Source organism: Candidatus Paceibacterota bacterium, from assembly GCA_041661305.1.
GTDB lineage: Bacteria > Patescibacteriota > Minisyncoccia > Phycocordibacterales > VMEP01 > VMEP01.
In genome coordinates this window covers 166,973-184,904 of sequence record JBAZUR010000001.1, presented here as the reverse complement: position 1 = coordinate 184,904, position 17,932 = coordinate 166,973, and the positions used below count along the sequence as shown (strand labels likewise).

The following is a 17,932-nucleotide window of genomic DNA, read 5'->3' as shown; positions in this document are numbered from 1 at the left end:
AACATTAAAGATATACACACATGAATTATTAAAATTAAATTCCCTCATTTTTGGAGGCTCAACCTCCAAAAATGAGGGAATTTAAAATCAAATCTTAAATCTATTGACTGAAAAGAAGAAGTATTAACTATTTTCAGTAATTATTCCCCCGCCTACACAAGTATTTTTTTTATACAAAACAAGGGACTGCCCAACGGAAGCCAGCTTCTGTGTAGTAAATTTTACTTCTGCTGTTTTTTTCCTTACATCAATTTTTACCAAAACGCATGGTAGTAATTTTTCTCTATATCGAGTTCGTGCATTAAATTTATCTCCCTCTTTAATACCGCCAACTAGCAGGTTGATGTCTTTCAGTTTAACCGAATCAGAAGTGTTTTCAGATTTTTGGGGATGCGGAGATATTGTTATAGTATTTTTTTTAATATCACGACCAACAACATACTGGGGCAATGCGCTGTGTCCTTGCTCTCCCTTTGTTACGGTAAATCCACGCCTCTCCCCCTCTGTGAGAAAAACTGCGCCTTCGTGATGACCAATCACTTCCCCTTTTTCATTTAAGAGCTTCCCTTTTTTTGTTTTTATGTAGTGTTTCAAAAAATCTTTTATGTCTAACTTACCAACAAAACACAAACCCTGACTATCCCGTTTATCCCAAGTCACTAAGTCAAATTTTTTTGCAAAAGTGCGCACCATTGATTTCCTGTAACCACCTACTGGAAATAATATTTTGGGTAACAATTCCTGCTTAATTGTCCAAAGAAAATATGATTGATCCTTCTCGTTATCGATACCAGCTAGTAAACTATATTTCACTACTTTACTTGAGCTCTTTTTTTCAATTTGTGCGTAGTGCCCCGTCGCAATAAAGTCGGCGCCATTTTTAAGAGCAAAGCTTAAAAAAGCACCAAATTTAACATACTTATTGCACATAATATCTGGGTTGGGGGTTCTGCCAGCTTCATATTCCGAAATCATGTAGTCAATTACCTCTTTTTTATATTCTTTTTCCAAGTCCAAAGTTAAAAAAGGAATGCTCAACTTCGCTGCCACGCGCATTGCGTCACGCCTATCCTCCTTCCATGTACATGCAAAAAAATCGGGTTGCCAAACCTTTATAAATACACCGACTACGTCGTATCCTTCTTTTTTGAGCAAAGCGGCTGAGACAGAAGAATCAACTCCCCCCGAGAGACCGACAAATACTTTTCCTTTCTTCATAAGGCTATCCTACCAGAGAAAAACAGCTGGTAAAGTTTTAATATTTACCCATAAAATACACGTATAATTTTCTGCTGAAAATTTACTATGCTCGTGCCGACGCACTCCGCAATGTATTTTATCGGTAAATAACAGAGTTATAAGATAAAACAAAAGATGCTACATATTTATGAGCTTTTGAAAAATCTCATATGTGGCTCGAGCATCAGAAAGTGCTGAATGTGCTCGTTTATTCTCAATCTCCAAATACTCACAAAGCGCTCGTAGTGAAAATTTCTCGACACCTTTGTAATTATGTAATTTGGCATAAGCAATAGAAATGGTGTCGAGCTTGTGATAATGCATTGGATTTTGCACACCAGTCTCTTCAAATGCTTTTTCCAAAAAAGCAAAATCAAAAGCAACATTGTGTCCAACCATAATTGCGTTCTTAACCTTTGTCGCCATATCTTCTATGGCCTCTTTTAAACTAACTGCAGAAACCCAGTCCTTTTCATCATAGCCGTTGATACTAAGACCCACTGGGTCTGCCGTCTCAATATGTGTCGGTTTTACTTTGTACTCAAACTCATCAACGTATTTTAAAGTGAGTACCCCATCTTCAGAAAACTTTTGTTCCGCCAAGACACACCCTATTTCAATAATCTCGTGACTGTTGGTCAAAAGTCCAGTAGTTTCCAAATCTATAAATGCGAGTACTTGATTTTTCATTATTGTATTACTTATCGTTTACTATTTTTTAAAGGTATAGCTGTATATTTTTTTTATGCTCCTCAAAATCTTTACCATAATAAACAGTACCATTTTTATCAGAAAGGTAGAAAAGATAAGGTGATTCCTTTGGGTAAAGAGCAGCGTCCAATGAATCCAATCCAGGATTTGAAATTGGACCAACTGGCAACCCTCGATTCTGGTAGGTATTGTATGGTGACGGAGCTCGTAAATCTGCTTTCGTTAATTCATAAGTATTCCTCCCTACCGAGTATATAAATGGCGCATCAACCTGAAGAGCCATTCCAATACTAATTCTTTTCCACAAAATTCCAGAGATCATCCTTCGGTCTTCTTCTTTTCTAGCTTCCTCTTCTATTATAGAAGCCATAATCACAATATCCCTAAAATCTTTACCAAGCTTTTCTGCAGAACGTTTTAAAACAACAGTCTTAACCTTAAAGTTCTCATCTAGTGCTTTTACAACACTTACTGTTTTTGTGTTTGTGTAAAACATGTATGTGTCAGGAAAAAGAAACCCCTCCTTCCCTTCTGTCAAAATAGCGAACTCCTCGCTATTAAATTTTGGGAGTCGTCTTTTAGCAATTAGTGACATTTCTTCTATTGTTGAACCTTCTGGAAATGTTAGTTTTACCGCTTCAAAACCAAAGTCACCGTGAATAATTCGTAAAGCCAAAGTAATGGCGCTTATTGGCTTCGCGAAAAAATATTCACCCGAACGAACTCCGTATTCCCCATCAAGAATAAAAACTAACGCTTTAAAGATAGTCTCGGATTTTACTATGTGTTTCTCTTTCAAAAATTGCGCGGTATCTGAAAGCGTCAAACCCTCACTAATTTCAATAGAATTTTGTGCTGGGAAATTATATGGTGGCAAAACAAAGGTTCCAAAAAAAACTATTCCCGTAAAGACGGTGACTGCGAGCCATCTCCGCCACCCATGAAGTGGCCAAATCAAAGAAACACATTTTTTAAAAAACTCCATATTTAGGTTTTAAACCGGTAGGTTTGCGGGTGGCTCAGAGCGCTTCGAATCAACACGTGTTAATGTCGGAGTTTCCGCAATTCCACTTGGAAAATGGAAAATTGTTGCCAATTCCTCAATGTTCAAAACAAATGGTTTGTGCTCATATGGTGCATAGAAATATGACCTGAGTCGGTAGGCGTCGAATAGCCCCTTGAGGATTGATTTCTTCCTGATATCCATAAAATCATCCCATGGATAATCAAGCACAGTGAGGCCCCACCCAGGCTTAAAACCATTTAAGTTGTGTGATGAATACTGCTTGAACGTACTTAGAAGAGCTGTAATATTTGAAGGGTTAAACTTACCCTCTTCCGCAAAATATAGCCCCCTAATACCAACTTCAAAAGCTGGTTTCGAAATGCTTCTCTCAATTGCATTAATCACGTCTGTCTCCCCTTTTGTTAATCTTGTTGTTACCGCCTTGTCAGAATCTTTATCATCACGATGCATTAACTTTTTTATTATTTCCTTGCCCTCAGCTTTCCAACCGTCACCTCTTGTTGCGCGAACAAGAATTTGAATCCAAACCTGTTCTCCTTTTTGAAGTGAGCCCAAAAACTCAAGAGTTGGCGCCATTGTTTCAATTCGTTGTTTTTCATCAACATATCCCTTGTCCATTCCATAGTCGACGTAAGTTTTTATTGGATATGGATCCTCTTTGGTCAAGGCAAATTCACTACCCCAAAGTGATATAGCGCTTTCGTTGCTCCATGGCATATTCTCTGTATAGTCTGCCGACTCACTAATAATGGCTTCTGGATATTGAGAGTACACATGGGCTTCGATAATATTCTTATATTTTGAAAGAGCCCTGATGTATACACGAATCGTTCCTTCAATTGAAACCAATTCAAATGAAAACCAGTCCGGAACACGCCCTTTCCAATATTGGTCCCATTTATTCCCCCCACTTGGTTGCTGAAGTCCATTTAAAACAAGTTCCATTGCCATTGGCGTTTTAAATACTTCCTTCGGGAGTTTAACCTCAAGAAGTGTCCATTTCATTCTTGATACCCAATCAGCGCGAACATAAGAAAGCCATACTTTCCAGAAAATGAAAACTAATACTACAGGCAACCAAAAAGAAGCCGTGTCGTTAATGATTCTAAAAATAATTCCTAGTATATATAGAAGGTAATCTGCCATCTCTTATATCTTATCGCGAAATTAAATTAAGTGGTAGTAAAAAAGCGGACCATCACTAGTCCGCTTTTTTAAAAATCATTTTTTGATTAAACGGCTACGTACAAACCACTCTTATTTTTCTTAAAATTGTTAGTGTTTTGGAGATTAACTAACACAGTGTTTTCCTTCACATACCTCTCCTTCATCACACGCCTTAAGATATCTTCACGACTCATTGGTCCTTCTTTTTTTAAAAGCTCTTTTATAACGTCACGAACAACACCTTTATTGTAGCCCCACTCAGAAAGGGCGTATAAACCACGCCCTACCAAAACGAAACGCTTGTCTTTGATGAGTTCATTGTGGCAAGTGGCAACGTGAGCCTTCTTTTTAAACGAAGTTGTGATTGCTTTTGCAACCTCAGAAAAATGCATTGGGGAACCGTGTCTACGCAAAACTAGGTAGGCATAGTCTCTCATACCACGAGCACGAATATTAGAAGAGGAAGCACGTCCCCATTCACCAAATGGATTGCGGTCAATTAACTTAGAAAGTTTCAACCAACGCTTCAAAATTTCTTCATCGCGATATTTTTCAGAAACATCTTTAAGGTGTCCCAAAAAACGTGTGACTAGTTCCCCCTCGGGGACTATTTCTTCATCGCTCAATCCTTCGTAAAGTTTTTTTAGTGAACTATGAACTTTTTCCGAAACCTCCGAATCAACGGTCCATCGATGCTTAAAATGACCGTCTTCTTTTGCTCGAACGAAGGCATCACCCAAGACTAGGAAAAAATTGATATGGTTCTGTGTGGCTCGGTCGTCAGAAAAATGAGCGAGTAGTTCTTCTTCTGAAACAACTGCACCAAGAGCTTGTACCGCAGAAAAGAGGTTTTCAAAGGCTTCTTTTTCCTTCTCAAAAACCTCTGATTTTTTAATTGATTGAAGAGAAAAATTTTCAATCTGACGAACACGCTCACGAGTAATGCCATACTTTTTACCAATTGCATCTAGTGTTTTCGCTTCACTTGATTCACCTAAACCAAAGCGATTAACAATGACATCAAAATTACGCTCAGGAAGAACGGCTAATAGCTTCTTAACAACTTGTTTTGGTTTAAAATTAATCTGTGGCATTGTGATATTTAAATTAGAAATGACCTCCGAGTCATTTGTGTGTTCTAATTTCTATCATTTAATACAAAAAAGGTCAAGGGCTTCATTATTACTCTGTAACAATACTAAACAAACGGCCTTTTATGTAAATTGTCTTCTTTATTTTTTTATCCGAAATCCATGTTTTTACACGAGGAGAGTCCATAACTTCTTTTGCAACACCTTCTTCGGAGACATCGTTATTAAACGAGAGCGTATCCCGCAATTTCCCGTTTACTTGTACCGCAACCACGACAGTACCACCAACTAATTTAGACTCTTCGTATACTGGCCAAGAACTTTTATTGATTGAATTTTCGTTGCCCAAAATAGCCCACAACTCCTCAGAAAAATGTGGCGCAAATGGAGCCAAGAGTAAAACTAATGACTCAAATGATTTGCGGGAAATGTACTCTTCCGCCTCAAGGGCACTTGTTAAAATCATCATCTGGCTTATTGCTGTATTAAACTTAAAACCCTCAATGTCTTCTCCAACTTTTTTTATTGTTTGATTAATGACAACTTCTGTCTTATCGCTTTCTTTAACGTCTGAAATTTTTTCTTGTAGTTTCCATACTCGTTCCAAAAATCTTCTTGGACCAATTATTGATTTAGTCTCCCAGATACTAGCTTGTCCAAAAGGACCCATAAACATTTCATAAATTCTAAGAGTATCGGCTCCATATAATTCAACTATTTCGTCTGGGTTAACAATATTTCCCAAACGTTTGGACATTTTTACGCCACCACCAGCCAAAATAAGACCAACACCCTCAAGACGCATGAATGGTTCTTTGCTCGACACCATTCCTAAATCATATAAAAATTTATGCCAAAACCGTGCGTATATAAGATGTCTCGTTGCGTGCTCCGCTCCACCAACATACAAATCAACTGGCATCCACTCTTTTTCGCTTTTTGCGTCAACAAAAGCTTCATTATTATTTGGATCAATAAAACGCAAGTAATACCAAGATGACCCAGCCCACTGTGGCATCGTGTTTGTTTCCCTTTTTCCAGCACCGCCACATTTAGGACATTCTGTATTTACCCATTCTGAAATCTCCGCGAGTGGAGACTCGCCCGTACCTGTTGGTTCATATGACTTAACATCTGGTAAAACTACCGGTAAGTCTTTTTCTGGCACCGGAACAACCCCGCATTTTTCACAGTGGATTATTGGAATTGGCTCACCCCAATATCGCTGGCGAGAAAAAACCCAATCGCGGAGCTTATAGGTCGTTTTTATTTTTCCACCGACAAATTCTGTAATTTTTATTTTTGCTTCCTCACTATCTATACCGCTAAAATCTTTTGACTCGGTTAGAATTCCACTTCCTGTATATACTTTGTTTTGTATAAATTTTTGAAATACATATCTATGTAGTGCGTCCGTCACGTTTTTCTCTGCTTCTGACTCAGTTATCCATTCAACTTTAAATTTACCTTTCTCTGATTCATCATGAGACAAAGCTTCTTGTTTATTTCCAACAAGCTCAAAATACAAACCAATCGCATCGATATTCCTTGCCACCCCTTTCGAGTGTGCAAAATAATGATGGTGAATTACCTCCGAAGTGCCGATTAAACGAACTTCACTATATCCAGTTTCTTCTTTTGTCTCCCTAATGGCAGCACTCTCTATGTCTTCCCCTTCCTCTATACCTCCGCCAACAAACAATTGACCCCCGTATTTCTCTCCCCAATTAAGAGACAAAATTTTCCCATTCTTAGGATCTCTCACAAGCGCAACTATACTTTCTCTTTTCTCTTCGTTTTGTTGAACCTCTCCCGTAACTGGCTCAATCACAGTTCTAATAGGTAAGTTAAATTTCTTTGCAAAATCAAAATCACGCTCATCGTGCGCAGGCACAGCCATAATTGCTCCCGTCCCATAATGAGCGAGTACGTAGTCGGCTATAAATATTGGCAACTTTTCTTCATTTGCAGGGTTAATAGCCCAAACACCATCTAGTTTTACGCCGGTTTTTTCTTTCCCTAGAGATGTTCGCTCTATTTCTGTCTTCTTACTCGTTATTTCTTGATATTGAGCAACTTCATCCCAATTTTTGATATTGGGCCTAAGCTCAGAAATTAATTTATGTTCAGGCGACAAAACAACATATGTTGCTCCGAAAAGCGTATCTGCCCGCGTTGTGAAAATAGTAAATTTTTTATCTACACCATCTATTTTAAAATCTATCTCCGATCCTTCGCTTCTTCCTATCCAATTTCTTTCAGCCTCTTTAAATGATTCTGGCCAATCTTTCAAAATCTCTAAATCGTCAACAAGGCGATCTGCGTATTCCGTGATTTTAAGAACCCATTGTCGCATTGGCTTCTTTTCCGCAACAGTCCCGCAAATTTCACAAGCGTTACCCTCCAAGTCTTCGTTGGATAAACCAGTCTGGCATGTTGGACACCAAACTATCGGCTGATAAGCTTCGTAAGCCAAACCTTTTTCATACATTTTAAGAAACATCCATTGTGTCCATTTATAAAATTTTGGATCAGTGGTGTCTATTTCCCTATCCCAATCATACGAAAGGCCGATAGCCTTCATTTGTCGCTTAAAATTCGCGACATTATTATCAACAGAAACTCGAGGGTGAACTTTATTTTTTATCGCAAACCGTTCCGCCGGCAAACCAAAAGCATCCCATCCCGTTGGGTGAAGTACACGAAAACCGTTTAAGCGTTTATAGCGTGCGTAAACATCGCTTGCTGTATAAACCTTAACGTGTCCGGTGTGCAAGCCTTCACCAGATGGATATGGAAACATATCAAGAACATACGATTTTGGTTTACTTAAATCATCGCTAGTCGCAAAAGTATTTTCTTCCTCCCAAATTTTTTGCCATTTCTTTTCTATTTTCTTGTGGTCGTATTGTTCCATAAGTTTGACTTGTAGCTCTCATCATAATGTTCGCAAACACCCTTGTAAAGCATAGCTTTTTGTACTTTTCGTTTTGATGAGTATAATGCGCCGATGAAAAGGTTCAGACATCTATTAGAAAAATATTCGATGAAAATTACCGGTGGAATCGGCTCGGTCCCATCGCTTGTTGTTCATACCTTATTTTTTGTTGGAATTTTTGTGCTAGCTATTTTTGGAGTAGCTCTTGATAAGATAATGCTCATTCTAACAACAATAGTTTCTCTTGAGGCTATATACCTATCAATTTTCATTCAACTGACGATAAACCGCACCACTGCCCAACTACATGCAGTTGAAAAAGACATCGAAGAAATTTCCGAGGACATTGAAGAAATCCAGGAGGATGTTGAGGAAATTCAAGAAGACGTTGAAGACATTCAGGAGGATGTTGAGGATATTCAAGAAGATGAAACAGAGGAAGAGAAAAAAGACCGCGAAGATAAAAAACTACTCACAAACATAGAGAATCAACTCATGACTATCGTCCGCGAAATAGAAGAACTAAAAAAGAAATAATTTCAAATAAAGCGAGAGTGTTTGGTCATCTATAATTACGCATAGCGTAATTATAGATGGTGCCATTTTAAAAATATTTAAATTCTAAATTCAATCACGTCACCATCTTTGACCACATATTCTTTTCCTTCAATGCGAACAAGACCTTTTGCTCGCGCTTCAGCGTATGAACCAGACGATAACAGATCATCGCAGTACACGACTTCCGCTCGAATAAACTTATCCTTAAAGTCGTTATGAATAGCAGTCCCAGCTTCTGGGGCAGAAGAATTAACTGGAATTGTCCAAGCTCTTGTCTCGTCTTCCCCTGTTGTAAAATAAGTAATGAGACCGAGCATTTCGTAGCCAGCGCGAATCAGATCCTTAATACCGTCATCATTCCCAGCGTTTAATTCCTTGCGAAATGTTTCTTTTTCTTCACCTTCAAAGGTTTTTAACTCATCTTCAATTTTTGCATCAACAATAACAAAGCTACGGTTCCCGTCTTTCAAAAATTTCATAAGCGCAACATATCTCTCGTCGCTTGGTGATTCATCAAGATTTTTTCCACCAGCTTTTTTGTTCAATACATAAAGAAATTGTTTTGCTGTAATAAGATGCATTGTTTTTAACACAATTTTTTCCTCTGGAGAAAGCGAAACATCTGATGCAAGCTTCCCTTCCAAAAGGGCTACTTTTATTTTTTCCAAAATTCCCTTTTCAAAAATTGCTATTTTATCTCCTTTTTTAACGTCACGTTCAATATTTATTAATCGTTTAGAAATAGTGTCCAAGTCCGCAAGAGCAAGCTCAGCGTTTATTGTCTCAATGTCGCGGAGAGGATTTATCCCCCCATCAACATGGATAACCTTATCGTCTTCAAAAATACGAACAACTTCAGCAATTGCATTCGTTTCTCTAATGTGCGAAAGAAATTTATTTCCCAGTCCCTCACCAGCCGCTGCGCCTTTCACGAGCCCTGCAATGTCAACAAACTGCACCACGGCCGGTATTGTTTTTACGGAATGAGATAATGTCGAAAGTTTTTCCAATCGTTCGTCTGGCACGGAAACAATTCCAATTGCTGGGTCAATCGTACAAAATGGATAATTTTCCGCAGGAACAGAGTTTTTAGTAAGCGCATTAAAAAGCGTCGACTTGCCGACGTTTGGGAGGCCAACAATTCCAATCGATAAATTCATGATAGAAACTTAACACAGATAACTAAAAGCTCACAACACAAAGTGGCTATTAAAAACTAAGCAACCTTTTGTCCGTGCTTTTCTAGCTTTTCGAGCCAATCAACACGCTCATCGTCTGACATCATTTTGATTGCGCCAATTTTTGTAACTGAAACAGGACTAAAACCAATAAAGCCAAGAATGTCTCTTTTAATTTCGTTAGCATTGTCGCCAAACATAACGCGAGCGATAAGTGGTGGTGAGTCCATTGTTATATAGACATGAGCGCTACGATTAGTAAGTAGCTTATCCCACATATATCCGTTTTTATGAAAACGAAAAGCAAAACCAGGCAATATCATTCTATCGAACATACCCTTAAGTAACGCTGGCATTGTCCCCCACCAGTTTGGATAAACAATAACCAAATGGTCCGCCCACTTAATGTCTTCTTGTAATTTTATTAAATCAGGTTCAAGTGGCTGAATAACTTTGTATCCAAAATGTAATATTGGATCAAACTGCAAATCACCGATTGCGACTATTCGCACTTCATGTCCAGATTCCTTTGCCCCTTTTTCATAACGGCGAGCAAGCTCACCGCAATAGGTACTCTTGTCGGGATGACCAATTATTATTGTTATTTTTTTATTTTTATCCATCTATTGTGAAATTAATGAGGATAATTCGTCCTTGTATCGAACAGCAACGTCTTTTGCTGCCGACATATAATCTTTTCCACTTTTCACCTCCTCCTCTACTTCCTTCATTATCTTAGTAATAAGCTCTGGGTTGTCACTCGCCACTTTAGTAATCTTATCCTGCATCTCTTGTGGAACATCTTTTAAATGCTTCTCCAACAATTTTTTCATTAAGAATTCTTTCATATCAAATTTTGATAATTATAACACAAGATAAAGCTAACTAAGACGCAGAAATAGTTTCTTCTTGTTTTTTCTCTCTTAGCTTAACCAAAGCATAAACAAGAATTAACAATGAATAGTTTAGAACCATAAACCACGGCACTCCCCACGAAAACCCGTCGATTTTAAAATCAGAAATTGGCCAAAGAAACGGTGTTGGGAAAAATTGATAGCTGTGTGTCGGAATATCAAAAAGAATATGTAAAAACCAGCCGACCATTTCCCACTGCACCCTTTTTGTGAATAAATAAAAAAATCCAAAAACTATCCCAAACACAAAGAAACTATGGCCGATGTTGTATAGATTATTTACAAGTGAGCCAAAAGGAAGCAACCCCTCTGACGGCTCAACATGGGGACCTGGTGGTGGCCAAGAACCAAGTGGCATATCGCCAAAAGTTATACTCCACAAGAGGTAAGCTATTGGAACAGTGAAAGCAAGAAGGTCAGGAAAAGCTCCCCACAAAAATGCTTTGATTGTACTTATTCTGCGATTTTTCTTTACTAGAAATCGTCCACCAAGACCACCCCATAATCCATGAGCTAAAGTATCCATCCCGTTAGAGGTAGGAAGCGCCTAATCTGTTTTTTAAATAGCGCTTACCCATACCAGTTTTTAAATATTTTTCTCGTGCCATAGCATGACCTTTACTAAGGCAGGCTTCGTAATAAATAACAATAAACGGTCCGCGATTTTTTGTATAAACTGACTCTCCTTTATTATGTTGGGAGAGGCGCTTCCGTAAATCATTCGTACATCCAGTATAACACTTCCCGTCCTTTTCACTTTTCAACACATAGGTGTAGAACATAACTTTAGTACCTCTAACGGGATCCATTATTTATTTATTTTCATTACGTAATTCTTTACTCTTTACTGAATTGTACCGATTGCATCACTAATTTTTTTAGTAAGACCCTCAATTTCCTCTCTTAGGGCTAAGTTATGTCCCTCTTTTACAACTACAGATAAATATCCTCCAAGTTGATTTTTAATACCTATAAGTTGTTTCTCTAGAACATCAACGCTTGGAGAAGTAGAGCCTTCGCTTTCGCGTAGCATCTCAAGACTACCGACAAGGTTGTTTATAGCCTCAACACGATCGTAAACATCTTCCTCAATTTGCTCAATACTAAGTCCACCTCCAAATTTTTCAGATAGTGGTTTTGTTATATCTTCATCTGTAATCGAAATCTCTTTTCGCTGTGATGGATCAAATGGGTCAAATTCTCCAAATTTCATATAATTTAAATATAATTATTTATAATAGTTACTAAAACCAGCAATTCAGGCTTAAATTTTTTACCGTCTACGCATTTTCCGTAGACGGTAAAGATTTCCTCGCAATCATCATCAGACCAAGTAGATGCGGTCTCGCGAAGGTGCTTGGGGCACTTCCGCCTCATCGGCGGTACCACTCTCTTCCTCCACTGGCACATACAGGAGGTTAGCATAAAACATCATTGGGCCGTGCACAAAAGATGCGACCCAAAAAGCAATCATATTCCCAGCAAATTCACTTAACTGTCTGTTCATGATTTTTCTCCTAAGGACAACCTCCATTAAGCATACTCCATCATCAAAATTGGTCAAACCAAAAATTACATTATCGCCATCAAACATATGCGACATAGCTCAACTACTTCAAAATGGGCTGAAATTAACCTATACTAAAGACATATGAAGATTAAATCTGAAAAAATCAGAAAAACTAACAAAAAACAGCCTAGAAAAACAAAGTCTCTTGATAAAAAGTATCTTGCCTTTATTTTTTTAGTGGGAGTATTTTTTATTACAATTATTGCTCTATACCTGCTTGGCAAAAGTAATTCTCTGGCGCCAGATCAAAATTTCATAATTACAGTTGACCCCATAAAAAAGGTTATTTCTGACGGCCAACTAGCAACAGAGGATGTTGAGATTCGGATTACCCAAGAAATTGCTGATAAAGTTTACGAAATTTTGAGTGACGAGGTTTCGTCAATTGCATCATTCGCAAACCCTTCAGTAAAATACGTAAACATAAATCCAGGGATGCGTAAGGAGGAGATTGCTGATGTTTTGGCAAAAAAATTAAAGTGGAGTATCGATGACGAAATTAAATTTTTGGAATCAAAAAATGAGCTCGCTCTTGCGGACATTAATTCTGGAGAAGGGTTCTACTTCCCTGCTGGATATTCATTCTCAACCGGAACAACCCCAGCCGAAGCAGCTACAACAATAATTACTAAATTCAACGACGAAGTCACTGACCGATTTGCGTCTTCAACCAGCGATACAGTCATCTCCCTTGAAACTGCGCTAAAAATTGCCTCCATTATCGAAAGAGAGTCAAACGGAAAGCGCGACATGCGTCTTATTTCTGGTATTATTTGGAATCGTATTTTTAATGGTATGAGTCTTGATATAGACGCAACACTACAATATGCCAAAGGAACCGAGAAAATAGGCTGGTGGCCTAGAGTTGTTCCGGATGACAAGTATATCGATTCTCCATATAACACCTACCAAAACAAAGGTCTTCCCCCATCCCCAATTTCTAGTCCAAGTATTGCAGCTATCCAGGCAGCACTAAATCCCAAGAAGACAGAGTGCTTATTCTATTTACACGACAAACGTCGAAATATACACTGTTCGATAACATACAAAGAACACGTGGCAAATATTAATCGCTATTACTAAAATTAAAATTAAAAATTATGATAAATATTCAACAATTTTTTTCTCGAGAGTTTATGGGGCAATATCTAACAAATGAATCACAAATTACTTCGATGGGTCTCGCCTTGTTTGTAATACTTATGATTTGGAGCCTTGTGTGGAAAGGTTTGGCGCTTTGGAAATCAGCGCAACTCGGTAAAAAGTGGTGGTTTGTTGCTTTGCTTTTGGTAAACACTCTCGGAATTCTTGAAATGTTGTATATCTTTGTGTTTAGTAAAATTAAAAAAGAGATAAAATAAATTCTCCTTAGGATTAGTGCAGTATTCTCGTTCGGTAAGCTTCGTACGCAGAAATAATTTTATCCATATCGCTAAACGTGCCGATTTTTTCTAGAGTATGAGATTTTGTGTATTCTTCAACTACAGCCTTGCCGTCTACTGAATCAAGCCAGTCATGAAACTCACTCCCAAACTTTCCTGTTTCTTCGGCTAGATGGTCATTATCTTCTTTGTTCGGAGAATATAAATCAGCATTCAAACCAGTTTCTTTTTGAGCATAATAAAGCTGTATGAAATTTCGAGCCAAGAAAAGTTTCTCGGGGTCAATCTTCCCTCCTTCTATTTTCTCTTGGCTGGATGATTCAAGCTGTGACATGTATATATTATAAATTTATACAGAAAAAAATAAACTATCAATAATTATCTCAAATAAGACACATAAACGATCGCGCTATCTACCAAAAAACCAGAGATACCTATAAAAAACAATATTTCTACACTCCACCGAGGAAGTGGCTTCTTTTTTTTAAGCGCCCACAGCGATAACCCTGCTATGAATCCAAAAACTATAACTCCAAAAATATCAAAAAATTGTGGGTCTAATTGGGGCATATTTTATAAAACAAATATAAATGATTACAACTCGTTATTTAATAAACCGAGTAAGTCTACTTTATCACAAACTCAAGTATGTAAAAAAATTATTGTTCAAATTTTCCAACAACCCATTCGAATTCTGCTTGCCAATTCCTACCTGGACAACTCCACCCCACGCTTGTCGGGTGAGGATTACCACTTGATTCCATATTTCTAACCCCCAGAACATAAAAAGACTGAGTGCACCCTGTGTACCCAGCGGGATATCGATAATACGCATAATTTCCACAACTATCATTTGTTGTAGGATCTATCAAATGCGCCGATAAAAAATTATTTGATACCAGAGCTGTAATAAATGTCCCATTACCAGAGGAGTCCCATCCACCACACCCCGCATTGTCAGAATCTGGATAACTACCGAAGTTATCGTAATAAAGATCAAGTGCAATTTGCATCTGACGCATCTCTGACAACCTTTTTGCGTCACGCGCCTTGCCGCGCGCCGTATTTAAACTCGCCAAAACCACACTCGATAAAATTCCTATAATTGCAATTACTACTAATAGTTCTATCAACGTAAACCCCCTACCCTCGGATTTTGTATTAGATTTTATATTCACGAAAACAAGGATGCTTCGCTCAGATAGCTACACAATGTGTTTAGCGAATCATTGTGGACCGTACAGGACTCGAACCTGCCACCCCCGCATTGCAAATGCGGTGCTCTACCAGATGAGCTAACGGCCCGCTTATAACCTACCTGCGTAAGCTACTTGAGTATATTACCTTATTATTTATTAAGGGCAAGTCGTATTATGTGGTCGACAAATTCTGACATATTTAATCCAATAACATCAAGAGATTTCGGCAAAAGAGACTCTTTGGTAAGTCCGGGTAAAGTATTAACTTCGAGAAAATAAATATGATTTCTGCCAATAATAAAGTCTGAGCGAGAATAATGTCTTAACCCCAGATGCTCATGAATTTTCACCGCCATTTCTTCGACCTTCTTTTTTATTTCTATTGGTAAATAAGATGGACATATTTCCCTACTCTTTCCACCATATTTCGCGTCATAATCAAAAAAATCATTCTCTTCTGGTGGGACAATTTCTACGACGGGCAAAGCGTATGTTTTTTCTCCTCGAAAATTATCAATAACTCCACACGTCACCTCGCGCCCCAAAATATGCTCCTCAAGCATTATCACATCCTCCTCTTTAAAACCTTCTTCAATTCCTTGCCTTAATTTTTCATAATTAGAAGCAAATGTCATTCCAATTGATGACCCACCAAAAATAGGCTTGATTATTCTTGGCTGTGAAATACTTTTAAATAAATTTAGAGAAAATTCTGCAATATCCAGCCCTTCTAATTCTTCACGTCTAAGTAAAATATGTTTTGGCGCCTTCATGCCAGCTTTCTCAGCAAATTCCTTTGAAATAATTTTATTCATTCCTAAGGAAGATGCTAATGCCGATGAACCCGTATACGGAATTTGAGACGCTTCTAATAATTGCTGGACTCTCCCATCCTCACCAAATTCACCATGTAATGCATTAAAAACGACGTCCACGTGACGCGAGAGGTCTCCAAATTTTGAACGTATTCCATTCACAACAAGCGTTCCGTCCTTCTCCATTAAAATATCAACTCCTTTATATTTATGAACCGGTAATACACCAAGAACACTACCTCCTGTTTTGAGGGAAACATCATATTCGTTTGAAACTCCTCCTCGGAGTACTCCGACTCTAATCGCTGACATAAGAATATTATAGCAAAATTATTGGAGCAAATACCTTTTATTTACTAATTTTATCTCTTAACTCTCTATGATATCGAATGGCAAATCGATGAGCCTCACTATTTACCAGAAAAATCTGCTGTTCCCTTCCTCCCCATGCGGTCATCGCCCCTAAAATCTCCCTTGGACGGTGTTTTTCATCCTTAACAACAGAAACAACAGGAGAATCAACCGCAAGGGCTTTTATAATTTTACACGCGACGTTTAACTGAGCCCGCCCCCCATCAATCACAATGAGATCTGGAAATTGCCACTCGGGATGATTAAATCTTCGCTCCAAAACCTCTGCGAGGGCGCCAGTATCATTTGCGCTTTTAAATCCACGAATTTTAAATTTGCGATAGTCTGCTTTTTTCACCTCACCATTCTCAAGGACCGCCATAACACCAACCATCTGCTTCCCTGAAATATGGGCGATGTCGTAGGATTCAATTCTAAAGTTACTTTCACTAGTGACGAATGGTTCACGTTTTATAAGTGCCACATCGTGAATATGTAAAAGTGAGAAAAGCATTCTTTTTAATCTGCCGGCTTCTTCAAATTTCTCCTTTTTTGCCATATTTCTCATCTCTCGCTTAATTCCCGAAATGAGTGCTTTCTTTTTTCCTTCAAAAAACAACTTCAAAAGACTAATGTGTTTTTTATATTGGACAGATGAAATCTCTCCAGTACATACTCCTGGGCACAATCCAATTTGTCTTTCAAAACAGGGTTTATTAAATCCGTTCTTAGGTGGTGCGCACTTATCTCTAAATGGAAAAATTTTACGAATTAATTTCATGGCATCACGCAAAGCACCACCACTTGGAAATGGGCCAAAAATAGTTTTTATTTTGTATCCGCCAGCCTTCTTATCAGTCCTTAGCTCATCAAAATCAATCTCCCTTTTCCTTAAAACCAGGACTCGTGGAAATTGTTCGTCAGTTATAACGACACAATTGAAACTCTTATCATCCTTCTCTCGGGTATTATATTTTGGTTTCCATTTCCTAATTAAATTCGCCTCAAGTAAAAGTGCTTCCAAAACAGAGTCGGTAACTTGCCAATCAATTTTACGCGCCTGTAAAACCATCGCACCAATTTGCGCCCCACGCATTTTATTTAAATCTTTTGAAAAATAACTCCGCACACGTTCTTTAAGCGAGGTTGCTTTACCAATATATAAAACCTCGTTACGCGCCCCTAAAAAGCGGTAAATACCCGGCTTTGTTGGCAATTTAAATTTTTTAAAATTATCAATAGTCATAATAATATTGATTTAACATAGGTTGCAATTTTGTAATTTATATAGTATAGTATTAGAAGGAAACGCTCAATCGAGCGTCGTTTTTGTTTCTGGTAAAGGAGTTCTTAATGAAAAAAATAGATTTTCGTGGTGGGGAGAAGGTTGCATCATTCATGGCCGAAATGACTGAAAGTGGCTGTCACGAGCTACATCAGTTGGCTTCACTTATCGTGAAAGCAGAGATCAGCGCGATAAGAATCGCACAAAACAATGTTGCGATTTACTTCTTCGGCACAGCAGATCCGGTCTTCATTCAAACTTCCGAAAACAGCCGAATCAGGGAGTTGTTCAAGGAAGACTGTGTCATCAGAAGTGAGCATTTCTGGCTCTGTATGGGAGAAATCTGTGGCCAGTTCGAGTCGCTACACGTGAAAGCGACGCGAGAACTCTGGGAAGAGTGGTGTCGGGCCATAAACCCGTTCATACACGAAGCTATCCCAAAAAGGAAGAAAAAAGTAGCCTGAAGGCAACCTTCTGGCAAAACTACTGGGGCGACGCTTATTGCGT

The 17,932-nt window shown here is 38.3% G+C and carries 21 protein-coding genes and 1 tRNA gene; 4 read left to right on the top strand and 18 right to left on the bottom strand.

The genetic code is table 11. The features are described from left to right. Positions 1-123: 123 nt before the first annotated feature. The 6 genes from mnmA to WC724_01100 all read right to left on the bottom strand — a co-directional run bounded on the left by mnmA (position 124) and on the right by WC724_01100 (position 8,152). Complete coding sequence (gene mnmA / locus WC724_01125) at positions 124-1,218, bottom strand: tRNA 2-thiouridine(34) synthase MnmA (GenBank protein MFA6077600.1); 1,095 nt, start codon at positions 1,216-1,218, stop codon at positions 124-126. 159 nt (positions 1,219-1,377) lie between these two features. Further along, positions 1,378-1,929: a 3'-5' exonuclease gene (locus tag WC724_01120; GenBank protein MFA6077599.1), complete on the bottom strand. Its 552-nt coding sequence runs from the start codon at positions 1,927-1,929 to the stop codon at positions 1,378-1,380. Positions 1,930-1,957: 28 nt separating this feature from the next. After that, complete coding sequence (mltG, locus tag WC724_01115) at positions 1,958-2,935, bottom strand: endolytic transglycosylase MltG (GenBank protein MFA6077598.1); 978 nt, start codon at positions 2,933-2,935, stop codon at positions 1,958-1,960. A 9-nt stretch (positions 2,936-2,944) separates the two neighbouring features. Further along, positions 2,945-4,123 (bottom strand): hypothetical protein, encoded by a 1,179-nt coding sequence (locus WC724_01110; GenBank protein MFA6077597.1) that lies wholly within the window; start codon positions 4,121-4,123, stop codon positions 2,945-2,947. Between the two features lie 86 nt (positions 4,124-4,209). Next, on the bottom strand, positions 4,210-5,238 hold the full coding sequence (locus WC724_01105; GenBank protein MFA6077596.1) for a sigma factor-like helix-turn-helix DNA-binding protein: 1,029 nt from the start codon (positions 5,236-5,238) through the stop codon (positions 4,210-4,212). An 88-nt stretch (positions 5,239-5,326) separates the two neighbouring features. Further along, complete coding sequence (locus tag WC724_01100; GenBank protein ID MFA6077595.1) at positions 5,327-8,152, bottom strand: class I tRNA ligase family protein; 2,826 nt, start codon at positions 8,150-8,152, stop codon at positions 5,327-5,329. Between the two features lie 93 nt (positions 8,153-8,245). Between WC724_01100 and WC724_01095 the strand changes: the two genes are divergently transcribed. After that, complete coding sequence (locus tag WC724_01095) at positions 8,246-8,710, top strand: hypothetical protein (protein MFA6077594.1); 465 nt, start codon at positions 8,246-8,248, stop codon at positions 8,708-8,710. A gap of 77 nt (positions 8,711-8,787) precedes the next feature. On the opposite strand, the gene ychF is transcribed toward WC724_01095, so the two are convergent. The 7 genes from ychF to WC724_01060 all read right to left on the bottom strand — a co-directional run bounded on the left by ychF (position 8,788) and on the right by WC724_01060 (position 12,426). Next, positions 8,788-9,891 (bottom strand): redox-regulated ATPase YchF, encoded by a 1,104-nt coding sequence (gene ychF / locus WC724_01090; protein ID MFA6077593.1) that lies wholly within the window; start codon positions 9,889-9,891, stop codon positions 8,788-8,790. Between the two features lie 56 nt (positions 9,892-9,947). Then, positions 9,948-10,532 carry an NAD(P)H-dependent oxidoreductase gene (locus WC724_01085; protein ID MFA6077592.1) on the bottom strand — a complete coding sequence of 195 codons (585 nt, stop codon included), beginning with the start codon at positions 10,530-10,532 and terminating at the stop codon, positions 9,948-9,950. After that, a complete protein-coding gene (locus tag WC724_01080; protein ID MFA6077591.1) occupies positions 10,533-10,757 on the bottom strand; it encodes a hypothetical protein in 225 nt (74 codons plus the stop codon). A 37-nt stretch (positions 10,758-10,794) separates the two neighbouring features. After that, positions 10,795-11,349 carry a hypothetical protein gene (locus WC724_01075; GenBank protein ID MFA6077590.1) on the bottom strand — a complete coding sequence of 185 codons (555 nt, stop codon included), beginning with the start codon at positions 11,347-11,349 and terminating at the stop codon, positions 10,795-10,797. A gap of 4 nt (positions 11,350-11,353) precedes the next feature. Further along, complete coding sequence (locus tag WC724_01070; protein MFA6077589.1) at positions 11,354-11,632, bottom strand: GIY-YIG nuclease family protein; 279 nt, start codon at positions 11,630-11,632, stop codon at positions 11,354-11,356. Positions 11,633-11,667: 35 nt separating this feature from the next. After that, the gene (locus tag WC724_01065; GenBank protein MFA6077588.1) at positions 11,668-12,036 is read right to left on the bottom strand and encodes a hypothetical protein; all 369 of its coding nucleotides are present in this window, start codon (positions 12,034-12,036) and stop codon (positions 11,668-11,670) included. 111 nt (positions 12,037-12,147) lie between these two features. Further along, the gene (locus tag WC724_01060; GenBank protein MFA6077587.1) at positions 12,148-12,426 is read right to left on the bottom strand and encodes a hypothetical protein; all 279 of its coding nucleotides are present in this window, start codon (positions 12,424-12,426) and stop codon (positions 12,148-12,150) included. Between the two features lie 48 nt (positions 12,427-12,474). Here WC724_01060 and mltG (WC724_01055) point away from each other — a divergent pair, with 48 nt between their 5' ends. After that, positions 12,475-13,476, top strand: coding sequence for an endolytic transglycosylase MltG (gene mltG, locus WC724_01055; protein MFA6077586.1), 1,002 nt, complete (start codon positions 12,475-12,477; stop codon positions 13,474-13,476). A gap of 17 nt (positions 13,477-13,493) precedes the next feature. Beyond that, positions 13,494-13,754 carry a DUF5652 family protein gene (locus WC724_01050; protein MFA6077585.1) on the top strand — a complete coding sequence of 87 codons (261 nt, stop codon included), beginning with the start codon at positions 13,494-13,496 and terminating at the stop codon, positions 13,752-13,754. Positions 13,755-13,767: 13 nt separating this feature from the next. Here the strand turns inward: WC724_01050 and WC724_01045 are convergent, their stop codons facing one another. From WC724_01045 to WC724_01025, 5 genes are all read right to left on the bottom strand, one after another. After that, positions 13,768-14,109, bottom strand: a complete 342-nt coding sequence (locus WC724_01045; GenBank protein ID MFA6077584.1) for a hypothetical protein — start codon at positions 14,107-14,109, stop codon at positions 13,768-13,770. Positions 14,110-14,434: 325 nt separating this feature from the next. After that, on the bottom strand, positions 14,435-14,953 hold the full coding sequence (locus WC724_01040; protein ID MFA6077583.1) for a type II secretion system protein: 519 nt from the start codon (positions 14,951-14,953) through the stop codon (positions 14,435-14,437). 54 nt (positions 14,954-15,007) lie between these two features. Next, positions 15,008-15,080: transfer RNA gene (locus WC724_01035), tRNA-Ala, on the bottom strand. Positions 15,081-15,123: 43 nt separating this feature from the next. Next, positions 15,124-16,101 (bottom strand): D-alanine--D-alanine ligase, encoded by a 978-nt coding sequence (locus WC724_01030; GenBank protein ID MFA6077582.1) that lies wholly within the window; start codon positions 16,099-16,101, stop codon positions 15,124-15,126. Positions 16,102-16,138: 37 nt separating this feature from the next. Then, positions 16,139-17,386 (bottom strand): GIY-YIG nuclease family protein, encoded by a 1,248-nt coding sequence (locus WC724_01025; GenBank protein ID MFA6077581.1) that lies wholly within the window; start codon positions 17,384-17,386, stop codon positions 16,139-16,141. Between the two features lie 107 nt (positions 17,387-17,493). Between WC724_01025 and WC724_01020 the strand changes: the two genes are divergently transcribed. Beyond that, positions 17,494-17,889: a hypothetical protein gene (locus WC724_01020; GenBank protein MFA6077580.1), complete on the top strand. Its 396-nt coding sequence runs from the start codon at positions 17,494-17,496 to the stop codon at positions 17,887-17,889. The last annotated feature ends 43 nt before the right edge of the window (positions 17,890-17,932 follow it).